Genomic DNA, 22,457 nt, shown 5'->3' on the forward strand with positions numbered 1-22,457 from the left:
TATATATTATCCTTTAGCCTGAGCAGCTACTGCCTCATTCAAACGAACATATTCCTCGTTCTTTTGCTCTTTAGCTAACTGAGCGCCTTCTTTAGCTGTAGCCAAAGCCGCAGCTTTGTTACCCATTTTTAATTGAATTCGCGCTTTCCACAATTTGTAATATGGTGTCTTCGGATCAGCTTTTTCAGCTTCTGATATCCAGGTAAGCGCTTTATTTAAATCTTTGTTGTTTTCATAATAATATTGTACCGCAGCAAAGTAAGGCTTCTTTTCACCTTGCATAGCAGCATCAATGTTTGCCATGATACGGGTATCAATATCAGTAGCTAAATGCAGGTTTACATCGGTATGCTCCCACATTAAATGAAGTTCGGCGGTACTGGCTTTTACGTTAGCAAATTGCATGGTAAAAGTTTCAATCAACTCATTTACTTTAGCGGGTTTTACTTTAAAACGCAAAAAGTCATCAGCTTGTTTATACTCATAGGCACCCCATTGTTTAGCGGTTTTGTTTAAAATAATGGTCCACTCTTTTTCGCCCGGAATAGTAAACAATGCATAGTCGCCAGCAGGCACTTTGTTGCCTTCAATAGTCACTTCGTCAGTAAAACTAATCACAGTAGCCGTATTAGCGCCAGTGCGCCATACCTCACCATTAGGCTGCAAGCCAACGTTGCCAAATATTTTTCGCCCTTTCACATTTGGGCGCGAGTAGTTTAAAGTGATTTTACCCAATCCAAATTCTTGTACAAGGGTTTGTGCCGAACTGGCTTGAGGCATTTTTATGCCCTGTGCACCAGCAAAATGTACACCACCGAATAACAATGCTGTACAAATAAGAGAATAAAGCTTTTTCATAACTGATTACTTGATGCCTCAAAGGTATAAAATGTTACGAGTAAGCCACTTAATAAATTGCTGTAGCAATTAACAACAAAACATTATAAAAATAAAAAGCCCCCTGGACTTGCTCCGGGGGACTTTCAACCTAAACCTTATCACAATTAAATTGGTAAGTTTACCAATTCGAATACTATGGTACAATTAGCGTGCCAAAAATATTTTAATTGCAATCGAATGAAATTTAATATACCAGCCTCAAAATAAGCCATTTACTATTTTTACTACTAACAAGAATTTATTTTGGCATGTGTCAATATGTGCAAATTTATATACATAAGTGTCAGTACTTACACATTTTTGGCATTTCGTTGCTTGCGGAAATAACCGTCTAATAAATACAACGCTAATATCACATCAAAAAATAAAAAGCTTTGCATAGCCTGTCCGCTTAAATAACTTTTAAATGAAGGCAACTTGATATTGATAGGCAAAGCCATATGGCCGCCTGCCGACCAATTTACGCTACTCATAGCATATATAAGTACCACAGAAATAGTAAGAATAAAAAATGCTGTAATTCCTTTTATGATACGTGAATCTATTGAAGCTTTTAAAGGTTTTAATGCCTCTTCCTGACGGATAGCCTCCATCACATTATAAGTAAAGGGCATTGACGGTTCTTCCAATTCTATCTGTTGCATTTCTTGGTTAAAAGCAAGCATATCCTGATACATTGAGCGGTATACTTCATTCGTCTCAATTAACTGACTTATATGTAGCTTTTCGGCATCTGTACAAGTGCCGTCTATATAGCTCCAAAGCTTTTCTTCTACTGAGTTCATATCAGTTCTTTTACTTCGTGTTTTAAAGTACGCTCCAGCTTTTCTTTCAAACGTTGGCGTGCTCTGAATAGTTTTACTTTAACATTGTTAGGTTCTATGCCTAAAGTAACGGCAATTTCCTCTAATGATTGCTCTCCTTGATAAAACAGAGCAATAATCATGGCATCATCGGGCAGCAATTGCTCAATGGCTTGATTTAGGTAAAATGACCTCGACTTATTTTCGGCCAGATTGTTATCTAATGCTCCGTTTTGGTTTTCGAGCTGTATAAAAGTATCCTCGTCATTTATAGAGGATGTATCTAACCGTTTTTTTCGTAAAAATGTCATAGCTGTTGTATATACGATAGTATACAACCAGGTAGTGAATTTAGACTGCTGGCCAAATGCAGATAAAGAACGGTATGCTTTTATAAAAGTATCCTGTGCAATTTCTTCAGCATCTTCCCTATTTTTAGCAAAGCGCATAGCCAGCGTAAAAACAAAACGCTGATGGCGCTTTACCAAATCAGCATAAGCTGACTGGTTGCCCGCCAGGATTTCTTCTATTAATACGATATCCGAAAGCTTGCTTTGCATTTGTTAATAATTCACTCTGACAACAGTAAGCAACGGTAGGTTACACTTAATTTTCAAATAAATTTAGCTAAATTATTTTTCAAAAATGATAGATATATGTGTAACCTGGTCTAAAACAATGTAGTCATAGCTCACAAATACACTAGTGGTACTGAGCTCTGAACAACATTTAATAACTTTTAATATTTCAATATTATGGGATCAATTGATTTTACCGGAATTATAATCTGCCTTGGCCTGTTTGCCATGGTTTTTGGAATAGTTTACTTAAGCAGAAGAGAACGTATGGCTATGATAGAACGGGGCATGGATCCGCGACGTTATAAATCGCAGCCAGCACCTTATCAAAATTTAAAATGGGGTTTACTACTCATTGGTGCTGGTATTGGTTTGTTTTTGGCTTTCGTCTTAGACAGAACCACGTTTAAAAGTACAATGGATGATAATGGAGCCATATATGTTGGCCTAGTTGCCATCTTCGGTGGCATTGGTTTATTTTTATCTTATCGAATTGAAAAGAAAGAAGTGCTAGATCGCGAAACAAACACCGTTTATGCTACAGAAAAAGATATGGCGTAACCAATTAAAAGCTTCTTATCAAACAAAAAAGCCTTTTTCAAATGTTTGAAAAAGGCTTTTTTATTTATAGATATCTTTCGCGTAAAATATTTAAATGATGCAGTTCATGTCCTGCAGCGATGTATAGCAATGCTCTAACAGTTATAGCTGAATTATTTGCCATACCTACATACAAAGATTGTTCTTCTGTTATACTTTTGTACAGGTATAAATTTGCAGAGCGTACGGCTTTAAATTCATCTGCCATATTAGTAAGCGAGCGCTTATTAACATCAGCATTTTCTACAAATAAATTTTCATCAAAGCCAGCGAGATTAGTATCATCTTTACGTGATATACGAAGTATGCGATAAGCAAAAATACGCTCCGCATCAATCAAGTGACTTACTAATTGTTTAACGGTCCACTTACCAGTTGCGTAGGCATAGTTTTCTTTTTCGGTCGAAATTTCATTGATGAATTGATGAGTACTATCTCTTAATTGTATTAGTAACTGTATAATATCAGTATACTGCGCTGCGTAGGTTACGTAGCCAGCATAGAAAGATACGTACTCATCAGGCTGCGGTTTTGTTATCATCTCTTATAGTTCTTAATACTATTCTGAAAGTGGTGCCTTTACCTAACTCAGAATCCTTTACAAATATTTGTCCACGGTGATAATTTTCAATAATACGTTTGGTTAAAGACAAACCTAACCCCCAACCGCGCTTACGAGTAGTATATCCCGGCCTAAATACGGTTACAAATTTTGACCGTGGAATACCTTTACCTGTATCGGTTACATCAATAATTACCTGATTGCGGGTTTTGCTTGGTATAATATCAACCCGAATTTTACCTTTACCTTCTATAGCATTTACAGCGTTTTTAAGTAAGTTTTCAATTACCCAGTCGAACAAGGGAATATTTAATCCAGCCAGTAATGTTTTATTGCCCACCAATTCAAAAGCAATTTTATCAGTTACACGCACTTCAAAATAATCCATAAAATCTTTTACAACATCATAAACGGAGTGCGGCTCTAATACAGGCTTAGAACCAATTTTAGAAAAGCGGTCGGCCACAATTTCAAGACGCTTTACATCATTAGCCATTTCTGCAATTAGTGGATCTTCTTCTGCATTAAACTTATCTTTCAATAATTCTATCCAGGCCAATAACGATGAAATAGGTGTGCCTAATTGATGCGCCGTTTCTTTAGCTAACCCAACCCAAACTTGGTTCTGTTCCGATTTACGAGACGAGCTGAAAGCAGTATATGCCAACATCAAGAATACTGCAATAATGGTTAATTGTATATAAGGAAATACCCTTAATTGCGTTAACAATTGCGAATCTTTATAATATACTGTCCAATATGTGCCACCAACAATTGGAATTTTTATAGACTCGTGCTGAGCCTTCATGGTGGCCAGTTCGTTTCTAAAATATTGTGGGTCGTATTTAGGCGAACCTTTTGCCTTTACGTCTTCCATACCTTCCATTTGTATATAGGTTTTAGTAGTATCTAAACCCTTTTGGAAAAGTATATCCCCCTTTTCATCGGTTACAATCGCCGGCACACTTAAGCTATCGCGTACCATGAAAGTATAATTCAAAGCATCACTATCTTCTGTCTGAAAAATCTGTTTCATGGTAAGCGCCCACACTTCAGCACGCGTACGTTCAGATTTAGCAATATTTTTAACGAGATACTTAGTATACAACAAAGAACTTGCGGCAATAAGCACAGCAAACACTAATAAAAAATATTTCCAGCGTTTTTTTTGTTGATACGGGTTACTCATATGTGGTTTCAAAAGTACATAAAACAGGTACACTTTGTTATAGTTTTAATTACCTGCTACACTAATTCGCATTATCGTATATGAACAAGTGCGTTATGAATTCGGTTAAATATGCATTGTTTATGATAGTACATCATTTTCATGTTTTTTCATTCATGATACCGTTAATCAGACACACTGGTTAGGTAAAATGTAATGTGTATCTTTGTATAAGCACTCTTAAACAACTAGTGGTAATACTGTAATATAAGCCATTCAAGCACGTTTGTATAAGCAGTATCATTTTTCACGTTCCACGTGGAACATGCTCTCAGGAGTGATAAATTTGCATTTGTTCCACGTGGAACATGGAGGTATAGATGTTTAAAAAATACGATGTAATTGTAGCCGGTGCTGGCCATGCCGGATGTGAAGCTGCTGCTGCGGCCGCCAACATGGGATCATCAGTTTTATTGATTACCATGAACATGGGTACCATAGCACAGATGAGTTGTAACCCTGCTATGGGCGGTGTAGCCAAAGGCCAGATAGTACGTGAAGTAGATGCATTGGGTGGTTATTCGGGAATTATAGCCGACAAGACTACCATTCAATTTAGAATGCTTAACCTGTCAAAAGGTCCGGCCATGTGGAGTCCCCGTGCACAAAACGACCGGATGCGTTTTGCAGAAGAATGGCGCTTGGCATTAGAGCGTACAGATAATATTGATATATGGCAAGACACTGTTACATCATTAATAGTAAAAAATAATACGGTATGCGGTGTACGCACATCACTAGGTGTAGAAATTGAATGTAGCGCAGTAGTGCTTACTAATGGAACATTTTTAAATGGCGTAATACACATAGGCGAAAAACGTTTTGGTGGTGGACGCACTGGTGAAAAGTCAGCAACAGGTTTAACCGAACAATTGGTAGAACTTGGCTTTGAAGCAGGCCGTATGAAAACCGGAACACCGCCGCGTATTGATGGACGTAGTTTAAACTACAGTGTAATGGAAGAACAATGGGGTGATGAAAATCCCGGTCGTTTTTCCTTTACTGATGTTGAGCGGCCGACTGAAAAACGCTGCTGTTGGATAACTTATACTAACAGTGCCGTTCATGAAACTTTGAAAGAAGGTTTTGAAAAATCGCCAATGTTTACTGGGCGAATTAAAGGCTTAGGTCCTCGGTACTGCCCTTCTATTGAAGACAAAATTAACCGTTTTGCAGAACGCGAACGACATCAAATATTTGTAGAGCCGGAAGGTTTTAATACCGTAGAAATTTATGTAAATGGTTTTTCTACTTCGTTACCTGAAGATGTACAATATCGCGCCTTACAACAAATACCGGGATTTGAAAATGCAAAGATGTTTAGGCCAGGGTATGCCATTGAGTACGATTACTTCCCTCCTACTCAATTACAGGCTACACTGGAAACAAAGTTGATTAGCAACCTTTTCTTGGCCGGCCAAATTAATGGCACCACCGGTTATGAAGAAGCAGCTTCGCAAGGATTGATGGCCGGCATCAACGCACATCAGAAAGTATATGATAAGCACGAGTTGATTTTAAAAAGATCAGAATCATATATTGGTGTATTAATTGACGACTTGATTACCAAAGGTACTGAGGAACCCTACCGGATGTTTACCTCTCGTGCAGAACACCGTTTATTGCTACGTCAGGATAATGCCGACATCCGCTTATCTCCTATTGGCCATGAATTGGGATTGATAAGCGACGAACGTTTGGATAAAGTAAAACAGAAGATTAAAAATTCAGATGACATTGTAGCTTACACCAAAAGCAAATCAGTAGAGGCTGCTGGTGTAAATACACTCTTGGAAGAACTAGGTACGGCACCGCTTGCACAAAATGTGAAACTGTTTTCTTTATTAAGTCGTCCACAAGTTTCGTTTAATGATCTACGTAAGGCAGATACATCATTAGAAGTATTACTTTCAGCATACGATAAAGAAACTGTAGAACAGGCTGAAATAAAAATTAAATACGAGAGTTATTTTGATAAGGAATTAGAAATAGTAGAGAAGATGCGTAAAATGGAAGACAAGGAAATTAATCCCGACTTCAATTATCAGCAACTTGTGTCTTTATCAAAAGAAGCCCGTGAAAAACTGATGCGTATTAAGCCACGCACATTGGGCCAAGCTTCTCGAATATCCGGTGTATCGCCGTCAGACATTTCGGTATTGATGGTTCATATATCCAGATAAGATATAAATAGACAAAATTTTAACTATTTCGACTAAATAATGGCTTTAATAAAATTAATTAGAGCCATTATTTTTTAATCGGAATGGTAACGCTTCAAAAATATTAAAAATCGCTTATATCGCCTAAAAATGCACTTAAACACAAGGCACACTTTTTTACTTATTATTCTAACTCTTTTTTCGGCTTTGTTGGTTGTTTCATGTGCAAACATGCAACGCCCTATGGGTGGACCCCGCGATCGTACCCCACCCAAGCTGCTTGAAGCTACGCCAGCCAATCAAACCAGAAATTTTTCGGCAAAGCAAATTAAACTGGATTTTGATGAATATTACAAGCTAAGCAATGCTTATCAGGAAATCAGTATTAGTCCGGCGTTTGAAAACCAGCCAGAGTACAAAACTAAAGGAAAGTCATTGATTATTGATTTTAAAGATACCTTACAAAAAAATACTACTTATGTAATTAATTTTGGTAAAGCTGTTGCCGATGTAAATGAAAGTAACGTGCTTAAAAATTTTACATATGTGTTTTCTACCGGTAATACTATTGATTCGCTAAGTATTGCCGGTACAGTTACCAATACCCTTACTGCCGAAAAAGAGAAAGAGGCTACCGTGATGATTTTTCCGGCAAGCAGAGATTCTGTGTTGTTTGGTAAAAAGAAGCCTACCATTTTTACCAGTACCGATTCGTCTGGAAATTTCTCGCTTAATAACCTGCATGAGGGCAGATACACCATTTATGCATTGAAAGAATCGGCTACAGATAAAATTTATAACAATGAAACCGAGCTAATTGCTTTTTATAAAACAGCCATCGATTTAAAGTCTGACGTAACGGGTATAAATCTAAACTTATTTAAACAGGTTCCCGACAAGTTTAGAGTTGTTACCAGAAGAACTGATCCAGATGGAAAAATATTTTTAGCTTTTAATAAGAGTCTGGATAAGCCATCTATAAAAATAGATTCGCCGGCAACAGTAGATGCACAAAAAATAGTAGACATTAATCCAACGCGCGACACCGCCTTGGTATACCTGCGCAACATGAATTACGAGGCCGTTAAAATTGTAGTAAACGACGCTGATAAAGCATTGGACACGGTAACACTACGCAAAGGACGCAACGAAACGTTTAAACGCAATGTAAGCTTGTCATATAATATCAACGTAGACAATAAGTTAGCTCCACGCAGCGATTTGGAAATTACTGCTAACGTCCCTATAGAAACGTATGATATATCACGTATTAAATTGTTAGAAGATTCAGTAGCTGTTCCTAACTTGGCTGTCCGTCAAGATCCGCAGAACCCTAAAAAGTTTACTATTAAACGTAGCTTCAAGCAAAACACACGGTATGAATTGATATTTAGCGAAGAAGCATTGACCAGTATTTACGGTGATAAAAATAAGGAACTGACCAAACGTTTTCAGGTAGATAAGCCGGAAAATTATGGTACACTTACTTTAAAGTATACAATACCCGATACAACTAAATCATATGTAATTGAGTTATTGAATTCTAAAAAAACGGTGTTACGTACTAACGTGATCACCAAAAGTTCACCTATTGTTTACCGCAACTTATATACCGGTAAGTACCGGGTAAAAGTAACGTACGATACTAACCGTAATGGCCGTTTTGACTCGGGCAGTGTAAAAGAAAAACGCTTTCCGGAAAATGTTTGGTACAGCGATACAGAAATAACCTTACGCCCCAACTGGGAGCAGGAAGAAAAAATAGAAATACCTAAAGAGCCGGTTACACCTTAAACCAGCTCGAGTACATGATATAATTATCAGGTAACCGTTTTAACAACCCCTTCTGCTCGTCGGTAAGGGGTTTTATTTTTTTGGCGGGTGTACCAGCATATAAGTACCCCGACTCACAAATTGTATTTTCCAATACAACTGATCCGGCGGCGATAATCACTTCTTCTTCAATCACCACATTATCCATTACTATGGCGCCCATGCCTATTAATACATAGTCTTTTAAGGTACAACCATGTACAATAGCATTATGCCCGATAGATACGAAGTTGCCGATATTGGTAGGCGACTTTTGATAAGTAGCGTGTATTACTACCCCATCCTGTATGTTGGTATTATTACCTATACGTATGTAATGTACATCGCCACGTATAACGGCATTGAACCACACAGAACAGTTATCGCCCATAGTTACCTCCCCTACTATAGTACAGTTATCGGCAATAAAACAATCGGCACCCCATTGCGGGCTTTTATCTTTTACAGGCAGAATGAGTGGCATAATTAAACTTACTTAAAGTGTACTAAAACTAATTATAAATTTTAATCTACAACTGTTTCATTAATGTTTTAGCAAACGTTAAGACATAATATTTTAATTAAATAATGTTTACTTAATTTTACTACTATAAAAGTTGGCATAACTATAATAAAGACACCCCTTAAATTGTAATTTAAAATTTTTGATGAAACACATTAATTGTGCTTACTATGCTATAGTTGCTTTTATACTGATATTTCTTTCTCCGGCTTGCAGAAGTACCAAAGGCGACCCAGCACCCTGGTCCCGAAAAATAGTGGTTTTAGGATCGTCAACAGCTGCAGGTTTTGGATTAACTAACCCAGATTCAAGTTGGGTAAACAGGCTGGATAAAAAATTAGCAGCCGAAAATAAAGATATCCGAATATTGAACTTGGCTGTACCGGGATTTTCAACTTATGAAGTCAAACCCAATTATTCCGAAGTTCCTACAAACCGGCCACATTGGAATAAGAACCATAATATCAGCAAGGCTTTAAGTTATAACACGGTAAAAGTGATTATCAGTTTGCCGAATAACGACATTGCCAATAACTATACAGATGATGAAATTATAGCCAATTATAAAACGCTGACCGCATTACTGGATGAGAAACAAATACCTTACGTCATCACCAGTACACAGCCACGTAATTTTACAACACAAAGCCAGCAAATTCGAATTAAAGAGTTGAATGACAAACTACTGGCTATCTATAAAAATAATTATTGCGATTACCTGAACAAGTTATGTACATCCGATTACCGAATTTTAAACACGTATTCATTGGGCGACGGCGTACATTTAAATAGTAAGGGGCATGATGTTATATATAAATCTTTGTTGATGTCCAATCTGTTTAAATAGCAAGGTGCTTTTTGAATATTTATGCCTATGTTTATATCACACATCAGCGGAAATAGCTCAGTTGGTAGAGCATCAGTTTCCCAAACTGAAGGCCGCGGGTTCGAATCCCGTTTTCCGCTCAATTATGTTCTTTTATTATATTTAATAATTCTTCTTTTCTATAATTATCTTTTATCCCTTTCTTTGAAGTGAGATAATCAAATATAATTTCATTATTGTATCCAAAAGTTTGTTTAATCCCTCTAATAATGGCTGATAAATACTCTTTTGTAGGTCGCTTTGGTTCTTGGATGTCTTCTTTATTTGTAAAGGTAAACATAGGATAATTGTCTTGGTTTCCTATAAATAATATGTTACCATAAAATCCATTGCTTATTATAGACGATTGTTTATTAATAACATTGTTAAAGTCTATATCCAAATCATTTTTAATAGAATTTTCTTGCTTGACAATATCAATAAATTGCTCTTTTGTAATTAAATACATTCTCCCTAAAGTGATTTCCTTTGCTGAAAATTGGGTCCTAATGAACGCTACAGCTCCATTCCAAGATTTTGATGTCCTTGCAAAATACAATTCGCTGTTGATATAAATATCTTGACAATCTTTAGGCAAGCTTTTATTTTTACATCCGAGATAAACAGCCGTAGAACCCGGAAACTTTCCGCCATTAATATATATTAAAAATCTTTCTTTTAAAAGGTTGGAACCGTAACTAACATACCAAACATAGTCATTCATAATTGCTATAACTGAATCTTAAAACACCGTATCTTCCAAAACTTCCTGATGCTGCGGATAATCGGTAGTATAATGTAACCCCCTGCTTTCTTTACGTGCAGTGGCCGATTTGACTACCAGGTAAGATACCTGTATTAAATTACGTAACTCGCATAACTTAACCGATAATTTGGTACGCTTGTAAAACTCTTCCGTTTCTTCATACAGCAACTTTAAGCGGCGCATGGCCCGCTCTAAACGGAAATCAGAACGTACAATACCTACATAATCGTTCATCAGTTTCTGCATTTCGCGAACGTTGTGCGTTACCAATATATCTTCGTTAGATAGCTGTACGCCTTTTTCATCCCAGTCGGGAATGCCATCAGGTACACTGTAGTTGTTAGACTGAGCAATAGCATCTTCATAAATACGGTGCGCAAATACCAAAGCTTCTAATAATGAATTGGATGCCAGCCTATTAGCACCATGCAAGCCTGTTGAAGAGCATTCGCCACAGGCATATAGCTGCTGTATTGATGAACGGCCCACATGATCTACCAAAATACCACCACACATATAATGGCAAGCTGGTGAAACCGGTATCATATCTTTAGTCATGTCAATACCAATGTCCAAACACTTGGCATATATATTAGGGAAGTGTGCTAAAATATCAGCCTTACTTTTATGGCGCACGTCTAAGTACACATAATCTTCGCCCGATTTTTTTATTTCAGCATCAATGGCACGGGCCACAATATCACGCGGCGCTAACGATTTACGTGGATCATACTCCTGCATAAATTCTTCGCCGTTAGTACGCTTTAATATGCCACCAAAACCACGCACTGCTTCCGAAATTAAAAATGATGGATACTCGCCCGGATTATATAAGGCTGTAGGATGAAATTGTATAAATTCCATATTACGTACTTTGCCTTTGGCACGATATACCATGGCAATTCCATCACCGGTGGCAATAACCGGGTTGGTAGTAGTGGCATAAATATGCCCTGCGCCGCCAGATGCCATTACCGTAACTTTAGATAATATAGTATCTACTTCGCCGGTTTCATTATTTAAAGCATAAACACCATAACAGGTAATATTGGGGGTTGATTTATCTACAAACTGGCCCAAGTGGTGCTGGGTAATCAGTTCCACCGCAAAATGGTGTGTTAAAATTTCGATGTTCTCGTTTTTGTGGATCTGCTCCAGCAGGGCACGCTCCATTTCAAAACCGGTGATATCTTTATAATGTAGTACGCGATATTCGGAATGACCGCCTTCTTTAGCCAGGTCGTATAAGCCCTCATTGGTTTTATCGAAATTGGTACCGTAGTCTATAATTTCTTTAATGCGTTCTGGGCCTTCTTCCACCACAATCCTCACCACCTCTTCATCACACAGGCCATCACCGGCAATTAAGGTGTCTTCAATGTGCTTTTCAAAAGAATCCCCAACGTTATCCACAACTACGGCTACACCGCCCTGAGCATACTTAGTGTTCGATTCGTCTTCGCTGGCCTTTGTAACTATCAGAACTTTACCATGTTGAGCAGCCTTAAGGGCAAAACTAAGTCCGGCAATGCCCGAACCTATTACCAAGTAATCCACATTTTTTGTCATAAATATCGTCTAAGATGTGTAAAAGTAATACATATGTGGATAACCCCGTTGAAAGATGTTAATTTTGCGTAAGGAAAAAGCTAATAAGTTTTTGCGCTGTGGATAACTCTGTGAATTCAGAAAAGTTATGAGCATTACCGGCAACCTTTGAGGCGAAATCCACGTCACTATTCACATTTTAGAAACACCTATTTATTTCACATTTTAGGTTATCAACAGTGTGTGGATAAAGACGGAATACTGAATATCAGGCGATTGAGAATTAGTGCCTGTGGATAACCTGTTAATAAGAGTAGAATAACTCAATTCAAAGAAAAAATTTGAAGAACTTACCAACGTTACCAACACACTAATAAACAATAAGAAGATTTATATATATAATTATATTGTATTTATTGTACTTGTGAAGAATGGACGTTTTAGAAGAAATTAACGTAAAAGGTTTTGTTGACGAGGAAGTAGACCCGACGCTTGACCTGTATGCCGAAATCGAAAAATTAAAAAAGCAGAAGAACGCTGTGATCTTGGCGCACTATTATCAGGAAGGCGAGATACAGGACATTGCCGATTATATTGGCGATAGCCTGGGCCTATCCCAGCAGGCTGCTAAAACGGATGCGGATATTATTGTATTTGCCGGTGTACACTTTATGGCCGAAACGGCCAAGATCCTCTCCCCTACGAAGAAGGTTTTGCTGCCCGACATTAAAGCAGGCTGCTCATTGGCCGACAGCTGCCCACCGCATTTGTTCAAAAAGTTTAAAGAGAATTACCCCGATCACCTGGTGATTACTTATGTAAACTGCACGGCCGAGCTGAAAGCCATGAGTGATATTGTGTGTACCTCGAGCAATGCTGTACAGATTGTAGAGAGTTTACCGGCCGATCAGAAGATTATATTTGGGCCCGACCGCAACCTGGGTGCTTATGTTGCTAAAAAGACCGGTCGTGACTTGGTGCTATGGAACGGCGCCTGCATGGTGCACGAAATTTTTAGCCGTGAAAAGATCACCAAGCTGAAAGAACGCCACCCGGAAGCTAAAATACTGGCCCACCCAGAGTGCGAGGAAACCATACTGCAGCTGGCCGATTATATTGGCTCTACAACTGGTATCTTAAACTATGCTACCAAAAGCGATGCAAAAGAGTTTATTGTAGCTACCGAAGCAGGTATACTTCATCAGATGGAGAAAGATAACCCAGGAAAGGTGTTTATCCCCGCTCCACCGAATAATACTTGCGCGTGCAATGATTGTCCTCACATGAAACGCAATACGCTTGAGAAGCTTTATTTGTGCCTTAAAAACGAAATGCCCGAAATTACTTTACCAGCCGATATCATTGAGAAAGCGGTAAAGCCCATTGAACGCATGCTGGATATATCAGCTAAATTGGGCCTGTAATGTAAATCACTGACATACAATATTATATTATAAAAGTGAAATGATGGGCAATTGGTTACAAGCTAATTGCCCATTTTTGTTTTGCCAACGTGCTGTAATAAAATTTGCGCGTTACTCATTAAAACAAAGCATATAGCGTATGCATATACTTGATAATCCTATCTGGAATGCCCTCATAACTGGAAACAAACAATTTTCTCTGGGTAATGAGCAAGCCAAATACTACCAAAGAGAACTAGGCGCCTTTGCCGGATTAAAAAATAATGAAAAAAGTGAATTAGACAGCCTTTTGGACCTGACTCCACTTGAAACACCCGTAGTGCTTTTTACACCAGGCGAAATAGAGATAAGTAGCCGTTGGAAAACAAACATCAAAAGGCCTTTGCTGCAAATGGTATTTGAAGATGACAATGTGGCTATACCCGACCTGTCTGATTTGAAATCACTGGCAAATGAACACATCGATGCCATGATAGACCTTACCGGCAGAACCAAGCCGGGCCCTTTTTTATCCAGAACCATTGAGTTTGGTAACTACATGGGTATTTTTGATCATAACCGGTTAGTAGCCATGACGGGGCAGCGTATGCAGCCCGACCCCTATACCGAAATAAGCGCAGTTTGTACAGACCCGCAATATGCAGGAAAAGGCTACGCAGCCAAACTGATTTTGGATCAGATTCAGAAAATCAAAGCAGCATCGCGCATACCATTTTTACATTTGTTTTCGGATAATATGCCGGCTTATAACCTCTACAAAAAACTTGGCTTCCAAGCCAGAAAAGAGATGCTGGTTTATGTTATTGAAAAGCAGAAAGATTGATTAAAAATAGCTTACAAGATAAAAGGGTGATTAGTTCATGAACTAATCACCCTTTTTAATGAATGCGTAAATTATTACTTACCTAAATCCAATTAGATACCAGTTGCTCTTTGCGTTTCCAGCGCATCCTGTACAGATTGCGGCAGGTTAGAAAACAGGTTAAAGCCACCACCCATAGCGGTTTCAATTTCGCGTACAGTAGTAATGTATTGTTTCCAGTCTTCACTTATGGTGTTTACATTTGGTGTATTTACGGCAATAACTTTAACGTTGCCACCGCTACCGGCACGTACCAAATCACTGTTACCTTTAGGAATAATGATAGCCACTTTCCAAACGTTGCTTGGTACGGTTACATGGCCGTTATCAATTGTAGTAGTAGTACCACCGTTTTTGCCTGATCCACCACGGCCATAGTTGCCCATTACAATATAAACTTCGTTACCAGCAGCAGTTTGTGAACGCAGATCCTGCTCTAAATTGTTCCAGGTTTGCTGGTTGTTCTGTGGTGCCTGCGGAATCATGTTCGTCATCAGGAAGGTAGCAGAGTTGGCTAAAGTTGAGCTGGTACGATCGGCCGATGGACAATTATGGCCACGGTCAAAACCTGATCCAACATAGCTGTTGCTTTGTACTTGATAAGCACCGCTTGGTAAACCGGTAAAACCGGCAAAGTTATCTAAACGCTTAGTAGCATTGGTAGTATTAGTTTCATCCAAATGCCAGCTTACCCAGTTTGGAATGCCACGACTGGCGCTGTACGATTCTACATAGTAACCTTGGTCTAGCAGTAAGTTATCAGTTAACACCATATTGGCATTAGACGGATTGCCAAACAGGATGTTGCTATTATCACCTGTTGCAGGCGGTGCATCCGCACCTATTGTGACACCTCTTGGTGCTTCTGCACTGCCCGTGTTGGCATTATCATTCGGAGGAGTATCTTGTGTATTTGCTACTACGCCCGAATTGCCAAAACCAGTGAAAGTAATATCATCAATACTTAAACGTACACGGCTGGCTCCGTTAAATTCAGATGTATTGACAATACGGTAGCGTGCAGCAGTAGTGTCTGTAATATAAAATACAGTGGTATTTAGCGTAGTGGTACTGGTAGGGTTAACAGTTTCACCTATTTTATTATAGGTTTTGCCACCGTCTTTAGATACCTGCAGTTCCCAGAATCCTTTGCGTAAGGGGGTTGGGTCAACGTTAGGCCTTTGGCCGTCTGCAAAATTAGCTAATGATGATTTAATGGAGATAAACTGAACGTTTTTGATATCAAAGTTCATGCTTAGTCTGCCATTTTGTGTAGCAGAATTTTGTGAACCTCTTAAACGCACGCTTTTTTTATCGGCTTTCACATCATTAGCCTCTGCGCCAAGCAATCCACCATCTATATTCCACGATCCGGTAGCTAAAGTTACATCAGCGGCATCGTAGCCACCTTTTGTTCCGTTTTCAAAGTTTTCGATAACCGTAAAAGGTTGGTTTGGAGCCGGTGCAATAACAGGTATTACAGGTACTGGTTCCGGGTCAACCCAATGTTTCTGACAGCTGGCCAATGTTACGGAAACAGAAAGAAAAACAAGTAAATTTTTAATCTTCATACATCACATTTTAAGTCTACAAAGGTCTTACTTTTGTGTTAAGTTATTGTTAAGTGCAGCATAGTGTAATAACAATTTGACAAACAAATCTTTTAAAAATTAACCATAGAGAATTTTTAGATGTATGCTCTTTAAATAATATGGTTTTAAACTAAATATTATTACTTGTAGGTTTATAGATTTGCAAGTGAACTTTGTAGTTCAAATAAGCTTTATTAAGCATAGCTTTTGTACTTTTGAACCATAATTTTGTGCAGACATGGACTTATTTGACAACGTAGATAAAACACATATTAATGAACTGGGCGAGTTTGGCTTGATTGACCACTTGACCAAAAACATTAAGCTTACACACAAAAGCACCCTCAAAGGTGTGGGCGATGATGCTGCCGTTTTGGATTATGCCGGTAAAAAAGTTTTGGTATCAACCGATATGTTGTTGGAAGGTATTCACTTTGATTTGGCTTATACCCCATTAAAGCATTTAGGTTATAAAGCTGTTCAGGTAAATTTAAGTGATATCTGCGCCATGAACGCTACGCCTGCCCAGGTAACGGTGTCTATCGGTATGTCCAGCAAATATACGCTTGAAGCTATTGAGGAATTGTATGAGGGCATTTACCTAGCTTGCGAAAAGTACCGGGTAGATATTATTGGTGGCGATACTACCTCATCCAAACAAGGATTGGTGATTAGTATCACCGTTTTAGGTTACGCCGATGAAGAAAGCATCACTTACCGCAACGGCGCGCAAGAAGGCGATCTGATTTGTGTATCAGGCGATTTAGGTGGTGCTTATACCGGCTTGCAACTGCTGGAACGTGAAAAGCTGGTATACCTGGAAAATCCACAAATTCAACCCGACCTGGAAGGCAAAGATTATATCATCGAGCGTCAACTCAAGCCAGAGGCCCGACTGGATATTATAGATTTGCTGAAAAACATGAACGTTAAACCTACAGCGATGATTGATGTGTCCGACGGCTTAGCATCAGAAGTGCTGCATATTTGTACCCAAAGCAACAAAGGCTGCCAGCTGTACGAAGAAAAAATACCTATCGACCCGATGACTTACGAAACCGCCCGTGAGTTTAACCTGGACCCTACCATCTGTGCCCTGAGTGGCGGCGAAGATTACGAACTGCTATTTACTGTAAAACAAGCCGACTACGACAAGATTAAGAACGATGTGGACATCAGCATCATCGGCTACATCACCGAACCCGCAGCCGGTCGCAATTTGATTTCTAAAAGTGGCCAGGTACATGAGCTAAAGGCACAGGGATGGAATGCGTTTAAGAAGTAGGTATAAGATTTATTAAAACTTTTGTCATTGCGAGCGTAGCGTGGCAATCCCGTCGCTTAGTTAAGCGAGGAGATTGCTTCGTCGTTCCTCCTCGCAATGACACTTATTATAAATAAGTATAATTATAAACGTTAACATAGCATCCGCTCGCATTAAGTTAGTTATACATGGTAAACGAGCATCAATATTTTGTTTACATCTTAACAAACATAACCAATACCGTACTCTATATTGGTGTTACCAGTAATTTAGAAACCCGGGTATGGGAGCATAAGCAAAAGGTACATAGTGGTTTTACTGCTAAATATAACTGCAATAAACTGGTATACTATGAAAAGCATCAATGGATACAAGATGCCATTGATAGAGAAAAACAATTGAAAGCTGGTTCAAGACAAAAGAAGATTAATCTAATTGTTACTTATAATCCGGCTTGGGAGGATTTAAGCGTTGGCTGATATGATTGAAAGCGAAAGGATTGCTTCGCTATCGCTCGCAATGACACGGGTTATGAATTGTGTGTTATTTACTAGGTAAGTAATGTTATATTCGCAGTAATCAGTTAAACCATGCGAAATCCTGTATTAGTATACTGCATCAAGGTTTGGTTAACCACCTTAATTTTAGGTACAATAATATTATGGCTATTGGGTTTAATAATAACGGAAGACCATTCTAAATTATTAAGTACAGACGGTTTCATATATTTGATGATAGCTGTTATTTTAATTGGTGGCGTATTATCATTTCCATTTGCATGGACGTTTTATATTTTTATAAAAGCGTTAAATCTTAATGAAAAGACTTTATTCATTAAAAAAGTATATTTTAATGTAGGTGGAGCATTACTAACTTTTTTTCCATTCCTTATTCTGTTAAGCATTTTAACTACTTTGCCTCCTTATAAAATCGATTGGATTAACTTAATTATGGATGTCCCATACATAATTGTTATTTCAGCATCAATATGGAATTATAAGTTAGATTTAACAACAAATAAAGTTTGACATTAAATTTTTTTTTCACCTCTTTAAATACCATTCTCACTTACTTGCGGCAACTCATCAAACAAATACTTCTGCTCAATTTGCTTATTCGCCTTAGCACCTAGCTTTTTAATTTTTTCGGCCGTAATAGTCAAGTTACCCCGGCCATCAGATAATTTGTTGATAGCCTTATCAAATGCATCCTGACTTAGTTTCAGGTTGCGGCCTATGCCGTCCATATCGGTTAAAAAGCCTACGAATTTATCATACATCTCGCCGCTCAGGCGGGCAATTTCCAGTACGTTGCGGTTTTGGCGTTCTTGTTTCCACATACTGGCAATGGTGCGTAAGGTAGCCAATAGGGTTGACGGACTTACAATCACCACACGCTTATCCCAGGCATCATTAAACAAATCGGCATCTAATTGTACAGCAAAACTGAACGACGACTCGATAGGCACAAACAGCATCACAAAATCGGGCGAGTTGATTTTATTTAAGGCATGGTAGTTTTTAGCCGATAAACCGTGTACATGACTGCGTAATGATTCTACGTGGGCTTTGGCGTGCAGCTTACGCTCTTCTTCCGTTTCACAGTTCACCAAACGTTCATAAGCAATCAGGGATACTTTAGAGTCGATAATCAAGTGCTTATCATCCGGTAAATCAATTACTACATCAGGCTGATACCTGTTGCCATCGGCGGCCTGATAATTGGCTTGAATGCGGTATTCACGGTCGCGGATAAGGCCGGAACGTTCCAGTACTTTTTCGAGGATGAACTCGCCCCAGTTGCCCTGTTTTTTGTTGTCGCCTTTCAGGGCATTAGTTAGGTTTTGGGCTTCGCTGCTAATCTGTTTGTTCAGTTCCATTAGCTGGGTAATTACCCCTTTCAGTGTATTGCGGTCGGCCGCCTCCATATTGTAAACCTTGTCTACCTTATCCTCAAACGCCTTGATGTTTTCTTTCAGCGGATTAAGGATGGTGTCAAGATTGGTTTTGTTTACATCCAAAAACTCTTTCGACTTTTCTTTCAGTAGCTTTTCGGCCACGTTTTCAAACTCGCGCTGAAAATGCAAACGGGTTTGCTCTATCTCGGCTTTTTGTTCTTGCAGTTTTTCTTGCTGGGCTTTGTAGAATGACCGGGTGCTTTCCAGTTCCTGACGGGCTTCGGTGAGTTCCTGACGCTCAAACAGTAACTGATCGGCCAGTTTAATATTTTCTTCTTTTAGGAGTTGGGTGATGCTTTCCTTTTCGGCCAGGACACCTTTAGTACGCTCTTCGGCAGCTACCAGCTTTAGTTTTAGGCTTTCATTTTCAGTTTGCAGGCGGTTAAAATCGTCTACTGAAATACCATTGCTGGCTGCAGCCTTACCTTTGTTTACAAACAAAAATACTGCTACCAGTAATATCAAAACTGCCAAACCTAATACCGCTACTTCCATTTGATAAAATATTTAGCAAAATAAAGTAGTAATTTTCGATTTTTACTAATTTAATTTGAAATATGGTATAAAAAAATGTCATCTCGAACGACAGTGAGAAATCTTTCGAAACTGATAAGTTTACCAGTCACTTTTAAAAGATTTCTCTTTATCACCTGAAATGACAGTGTTTTATGCTATTTAAAAGCTCTTCCTCCTGAGTAGTAACTTACGGCTTTTTTTGTTGAGGCGTATCCACCACCGGATTAGCCACACCATCTTTCGGCATAGCAGTACTGGTATCACTACCGCCAGGTGATACACCTACCGGCGAGCCAGAGCCAGCTGCCATGGAGGTATCCGACGGTCCGGAACTGCCTACATTATTAGCGCCCGAATCGGCTTGGTCATTACCGGTTTTTTGGCTGGCGTTATTACAAGCCGTAAAGGCAATAGCTGATGTGATGAGTATAGTGTATGCTAGCTTTTTCATGTTTAATAGTTTATTAAAGCAACATTCAAATACCATAAGGGTTTACATAAAAACGCCGCTGTAACATACTTACAACGGCGTTTCTTTATATTGATGAAATTATTCAGCTCTTTCAACTCTTAAGCCCACATCATTTACGGCTTTCAGCGGGTTATCGCGCATGTTTTGCTCTATTTCAAAATGGTAAGTACCTTTTGCCGGAAAGCGAACGCCTTTTTGGAAAGGTACCTGATAGCTATACATACTACCCGAACCTTTACCCAGCCATTCGCCTGTTGGGCTGGCCAGCTTAAACTCATAGCGTATACCTTTTTTAGGTAATTGCGGACCATTTTGATAAATAATCACAAACATGTTAGCATAACGGTAACTGGCCGTTACCCGTGTATTAAAATACAGGTTATAAGCTACATCAGGGTTATCAATAACTACATCATACACCACCTTTTTACCGTACGACCAGTTTTGGCTGGCAATTTCGGTATTGTTATCCATTACCGCTTTAGAGTCAGTACAGCCTGCTATGGCCAGGCCGGTTATAAATAGTACAGATAAAAGGCTACGCCTTAAATTCATGGCTGCGGGTTATCTTTTGGCTGTTGGTTGTTGTTATTATTGTTTTTATTGCGGTTCCGGTTCCGGTTTCTGTTGCGGTTATTGTTACGCTTAGCCGTTTGCTCGGTACCTTCGGTTTTAATTACCACTTCGGTGGTGGTAATTTCAATCGTTTCTTGTATAACCACAGCTTTTATCGGTTGTTTGGGCTGATTGTCTTGCGGCTTTCTGTCACCCTGCTGGTTGTTGTTCTGAGGCTTTCTGTTTTCGCCTTTTTGATTATTTTGTTGTGGCTTTCTATTATCAGCAGGTCTACTGTTTTGCTGAGTAGCCTTATCGGAAGTAACATGTTGCGGGTTGCCTGGTTTTTTCTTCTTCTTTTTGTTTTGCTGATTGCGTTCATCCAAACGGGTAAGGCTATCCTGGCCTACCACGTTCTCGTAATCCAACACTTTAGCTACCGGTGCTGCTTCTTCCACAATTTCACCCAAATCTTCAGGAGAAATTCCTTCTTTATTCATGCGCTGAATTTCTTTAACGCGGTTAATGTGCAGCGGTACCCAGTTTTCGGCACCAGGATAACTAAACCACATCATCCGTTTAAAGATGTCCGTTTTTTGTAAACGGGCGTCGCCTTGCTGGGTACGCAGTACGTTAACATTATCAGGAATATGTTTCAGGGCATCCATGTAGCTATCCAGCTCGTAGTTTAAGCAGCACTTTAGCTTACCACACTGGCCGGCCAGTTTCAAGGTATTTAATGACAGGTTTTGATAACGCGCTGCCGAGGTAGATACCGTTTTAAAATCGGTTAACCAGGTAGAGCAGCACAATTCGCGCCCGCATGATCCGATACCACCCAAACGGCTGGCCTCCTGCCGCATACCAATCTGGCGCATCTCGATACGAATACGGAACGACTCAGCCATTTTTTTGATCAGTTCACGAAAATCCACACGACCATCAGCAGTGTAAAAGAAGGTAGCCTTGGTTTTATCACCCTGGTAATCTACGTCGCTGATTTTCATGGACAGGTTCAGATCCAGCGCCAGCTTACGGGCCTTATGCATGGTTTCCCATTCCAGGTCTTTGGCAGCTTTCCACTTGTCTACATCAGCTGGTGTAGCACGGCGAAATATCTTTTTGGCAACATCACCCTCTTTTACATGGCGTTTAACCATCTGCATGCGCACTAATTCGCCGGTAAGCGATACGTGGCCTACATCATAGCCACCGGTTGGTGTTTCTACCACTACCAGTTCGCCCGATTCCAAGTAAATGTTATCAGCGTTCAGGTAAAAATCCTTACGCGATCCTTTAAATTTAATTTCAACTATATTGAAAGGCTGATAGTTGGTTGGCATATCCATGTGTGCCAGCCAATCGTACACATCCAGCTTGCTGCAGCCATTAGTAAGGCAAGAGCCGTTACTTTTGCAGCCCGCCGGTGTGCATCCACCGCCTGTTGAGCAACTTCCACATCCCATAA

22 protein-coding genes and 1 tRNA gene are annotated in these 22,457 nt (G+C 39.3%); 10 read left to right on the forward strand and 13 right to left on the reverse strand.

Translation table 11 applies throughout. The features are described from left to right. Positions 1-6 precede the first annotated feature (6 nt). The 3 genes from GPM24_RS05700 to GPM24_RS05710 form a co-directional block, all read right to left on the reverse strand. Positions 7-858 (reverse strand): DUF2911 domain-containing protein, encoded by an 852-nt coding sequence (locus GPM24_RS05700; RefSeq protein ID WP_158825755.1) that lies wholly within the window; start codon positions 856-858, stop codon positions 7-9. A gap of 332 nt (positions 859-1,190) precedes the next feature. Beyond that, complete coding sequence (locus GPM24_RS05705) at positions 1,191-1,685, reverse strand: hypothetical protein (protein ID WP_158825756.1); 495 nt, start codon at positions 1,683-1,685, stop codon at positions 1,191-1,193. Continuing rightward, complete coding sequence (locus GPM24_RS05710) at positions 1,682-2,263, reverse strand: RNA polymerase sigma factor (protein WP_158825757.1); 582 nt, start codon at positions 2,261-2,263, stop codon at positions 1,682-1,684. Before GPM24_RS05710 ends, GPM24_RS05705 begins: the two co-directional genes overlap by 4 nt. A 195-nt stretch (positions 2,264-2,458) precedes the next feature. On the opposite strand from GPM24_RS05710, the gene GPM24_RS05715 reads away from it, so the two are divergent. Continuing rightward, complete coding sequence (locus tag GPM24_RS05715; RefSeq protein WP_158825758.1) at positions 2,459-2,842, forward strand: DUF6249 domain-containing protein; 384 nt, start codon at positions 2,459-2,461, stop codon at positions 2,840-2,842. Positions 2,843-2,906: 64 nt separating this feature from the next. Here GPM24_RS05715 and GPM24_RS05720 read toward each other — a convergent pair whose 3' ends face one another. Further along, positions 2,907-3,422 carry a DinB family protein gene (locus tag GPM24_RS05720; protein ID WP_233268741.1) on the reverse strand — a complete coding sequence of 172 codons (516 nt, stop codon included), beginning with the start codon at positions 3,420-3,422 and terminating at the stop codon, positions 2,907-2,909. Then, on the reverse strand, positions 3,400-4,632 hold the full coding sequence (locus GPM24_RS05725; protein ID WP_158825759.1) for a sensor histidine kinase: 1,233 nt from the start codon (positions 4,630-4,632) through the stop codon (positions 3,400-3,402). Before GPM24_RS05725 ends, GPM24_RS05720 begins: the two co-directional genes overlap by 23 nt. Before the next feature lie 359 nt (positions 4,633-4,991). Between GPM24_RS05725 and mnmG the strand changes: the two genes are divergently transcribed. Next, complete coding sequence (mnmG, locus tag GPM24_RS05730; RefSeq protein WP_158825760.1) at positions 4,992-6,854, forward strand: tRNA uridine-5-carboxymethylaminomethyl(34) synthesis enzyme MnmG; 1,863 nt, start codon at positions 4,992-4,994, stop codon at positions 6,852-6,854. A gap of 222 nt (positions 6,855-7,076) precedes the next feature. Beyond that, positions 7,077-8,627, forward strand: coding sequence for an Ig-like domain-containing domain (locus tag GPM24_RS05735; protein ID WP_158825761.1), 1,551 nt, complete (start codon positions 7,077-7,079; stop codon positions 8,625-8,627). Here the strand turns inward: GPM24_RS05735 and GPM24_RS05740 are convergent. Next, a complete protein-coding gene (locus tag GPM24_RS05740; protein WP_158825762.1) occupies positions 8,617-9,129 on the reverse strand; it encodes a gamma carbonic anhydrase family protein in 513 nt (170 codons plus the stop codon). The two genes, GPM24_RS05735 and GPM24_RS05740, sit on opposite strands and share 11 nt — an antisense overlap. 184 nt (positions 9,130-9,313) lie before the next feature. Between GPM24_RS05740 and GPM24_RS05745 the strand changes: the two genes are divergently transcribed. Continuing rightward, positions 9,314-10,015 carry an SGNH/GDSL hydrolase family protein gene (locus GPM24_RS05745; protein WP_158825763.1) on the forward strand — a complete coding sequence of 234 codons (702 nt, stop codon included), beginning with the start codon at positions 9,314-9,316 and terminating at the stop codon, positions 10,013-10,015. Between the two features lie 46 nt (positions 10,016-10,061). After that, a tRNA-Gly gene (locus GPM24_RS05750) sits at positions 10,062-10,134 on the forward strand. Here the strand turns inward: GPM24_RS05750 and GPM24_RS05755 are convergent. Together GPM24_RS05755 and nadB are read right to left on the reverse strand one after the other, a co-directional pair. Beyond that, on the reverse strand, positions 10,134-10,757 hold the full coding sequence (locus tag GPM24_RS05755; protein ID WP_158825764.1) for a hypothetical protein: 624 nt from the start codon (positions 10,755-10,757) through the stop codon (positions 10,134-10,136). The genes GPM24_RS05750 and GPM24_RS05755 overlap by 1 nt on opposite strands. A gap of 18 nt (positions 10,758-10,775) precedes the next feature. Then, positions 10,776-12,368: an L-aspartate oxidase gene (gene nadB, locus GPM24_RS05760; RefSeq protein ID WP_158825765.1), complete on the reverse strand. Its 1,593-nt coding sequence runs from the start codon at positions 12,366-12,368 to the stop codon at positions 10,776-10,778. A gap of 410 nt (positions 12,369-12,778) precedes the next feature. On the opposite strand from nadB, the gene nadA reads away from it, so the two are divergent. Together nadA and GPM24_RS05770 are read left to right on the forward strand one after the other, a co-directional pair. Continuing rightward, on the forward strand, positions 12,779-13,771 hold the full coding sequence (gene nadA, locus GPM24_RS05765; protein ID WP_158825766.1) for a quinolinate synthase NadA: 993 nt from the start codon (positions 12,779-12,781) through the stop codon (positions 13,769-13,771). 139 nt (positions 13,772-13,910) lie between these two features. Beyond that, positions 13,911-14,594 (forward strand): GNAT family N-acetyltransferase, encoded by a 684-nt coding sequence (locus GPM24_RS05770; RefSeq protein WP_158825767.1) that lies wholly within the window; start codon positions 13,911-13,913, stop codon positions 14,592-14,594. A 92-nt stretch (positions 14,595-14,686) separates the two neighbouring features. Here GPM24_RS05770 and GPM24_RS05775 read toward each other — a convergent pair whose 3' ends face one another. Next, positions 14,687-16,204, reverse strand: coding sequence for a DNA/RNA non-specific endonuclease (locus GPM24_RS05775; RefSeq protein WP_158825768.1), 1,518 nt, complete (start codon positions 16,202-16,204; stop codon positions 14,687-14,689). A 259-nt stretch (positions 16,205-16,463) separates the two neighbouring features. Between GPM24_RS05775 and thiL the strand changes: the two genes are divergently transcribed. The 3 genes from thiL (at position 16,464) to GPM24_RS05790 (ending at position 18,517) form a co-directional block, all read left to right on the forward strand. Further along, positions 16,464-17,510: a thiamine-phosphate kinase gene (gene thiL, locus GPM24_RS05780; protein ID WP_158825769.1), complete on the forward strand. Its 1,047-nt coding sequence runs from the start codon at positions 16,464-16,466 to the stop codon at positions 17,508-17,510. A 167-nt stretch (positions 17,511-17,677) separates the two neighbouring features. After that, entirely contained in the window at positions 17,678-17,968 is a 291-nt protein-coding gene (locus GPM24_RS05785) for a GIY-YIG nuclease family protein (protein WP_158825770.1), read from the forward strand. 111 nt (positions 17,969-18,079) lie between these two features. After that, positions 18,080-18,517: a hypothetical protein gene (locus GPM24_RS05790; RefSeq protein ID WP_158825771.1), complete on the forward strand. Its 438-nt coding sequence runs from the start codon at positions 18,080-18,082 to the stop codon at positions 18,515-18,517. 23 nt (positions 18,518-18,540) lie between these two features. On the opposite strand, the gene rmuC is transcribed toward GPM24_RS05790, so the two are convergent. The 4 genes from rmuC to GPM24_RS05810 form a co-directional block, all read right to left on the reverse strand. Then, a complete protein-coding gene (gene rmuC / locus GPM24_RS05795; protein ID WP_158825772.1) occupies positions 18,541-19,941 on the reverse strand; it encodes a DNA recombination protein RmuC in 1,401 nt (466 codons plus the stop codon). A 208-nt stretch (positions 19,942-20,149) separates the two neighbouring features. Then, the gene (locus tag GPM24_RS05800) at positions 20,150-20,413 is read right to left on the reverse strand and encodes a hypothetical protein (protein WP_158825773.1); all 264 of its coding nucleotides are present in this window, start codon (positions 20,411-20,413) and stop codon (positions 20,150-20,152) included. A 99-nt stretch (positions 20,414-20,512) separates the two neighbouring features. Further along, the gene (locus GPM24_RS05805) at positions 20,513-20,989 is read right to left on the reverse strand and encodes a gliding motility lipoprotein GldH (RefSeq protein ID WP_158825774.1); all 477 of its coding nucleotides are present in this window, start codon (positions 20,987-20,989) and stop codon (positions 20,513-20,515) included. Beyond that, a complete protein-coding gene (locus GPM24_RS05810; protein WP_158825775.1) occupies positions 20,986-22,455 on the reverse strand; it encodes a PSP1 domain-containing protein in 1,470 nt (489 codons plus the stop codon). The genes GPM24_RS05805 and GPM24_RS05810 overlap by 4 nt, the downstream gene beginning before the upstream one ends. Positions 22,456-22,457 lie beyond the last annotated feature (2 nt).

Source organism: Mucilaginibacter lacusdianchii, assembly GCF_009770985.1.
Taxonomy (GTDB): domain Bacteria; phylum Bacteroidota; class Bacteroidia; order Sphingobacteriales; family Sphingobacteriaceae; genus Mucilaginibacter; species Mucilaginibacter lacusdianchii.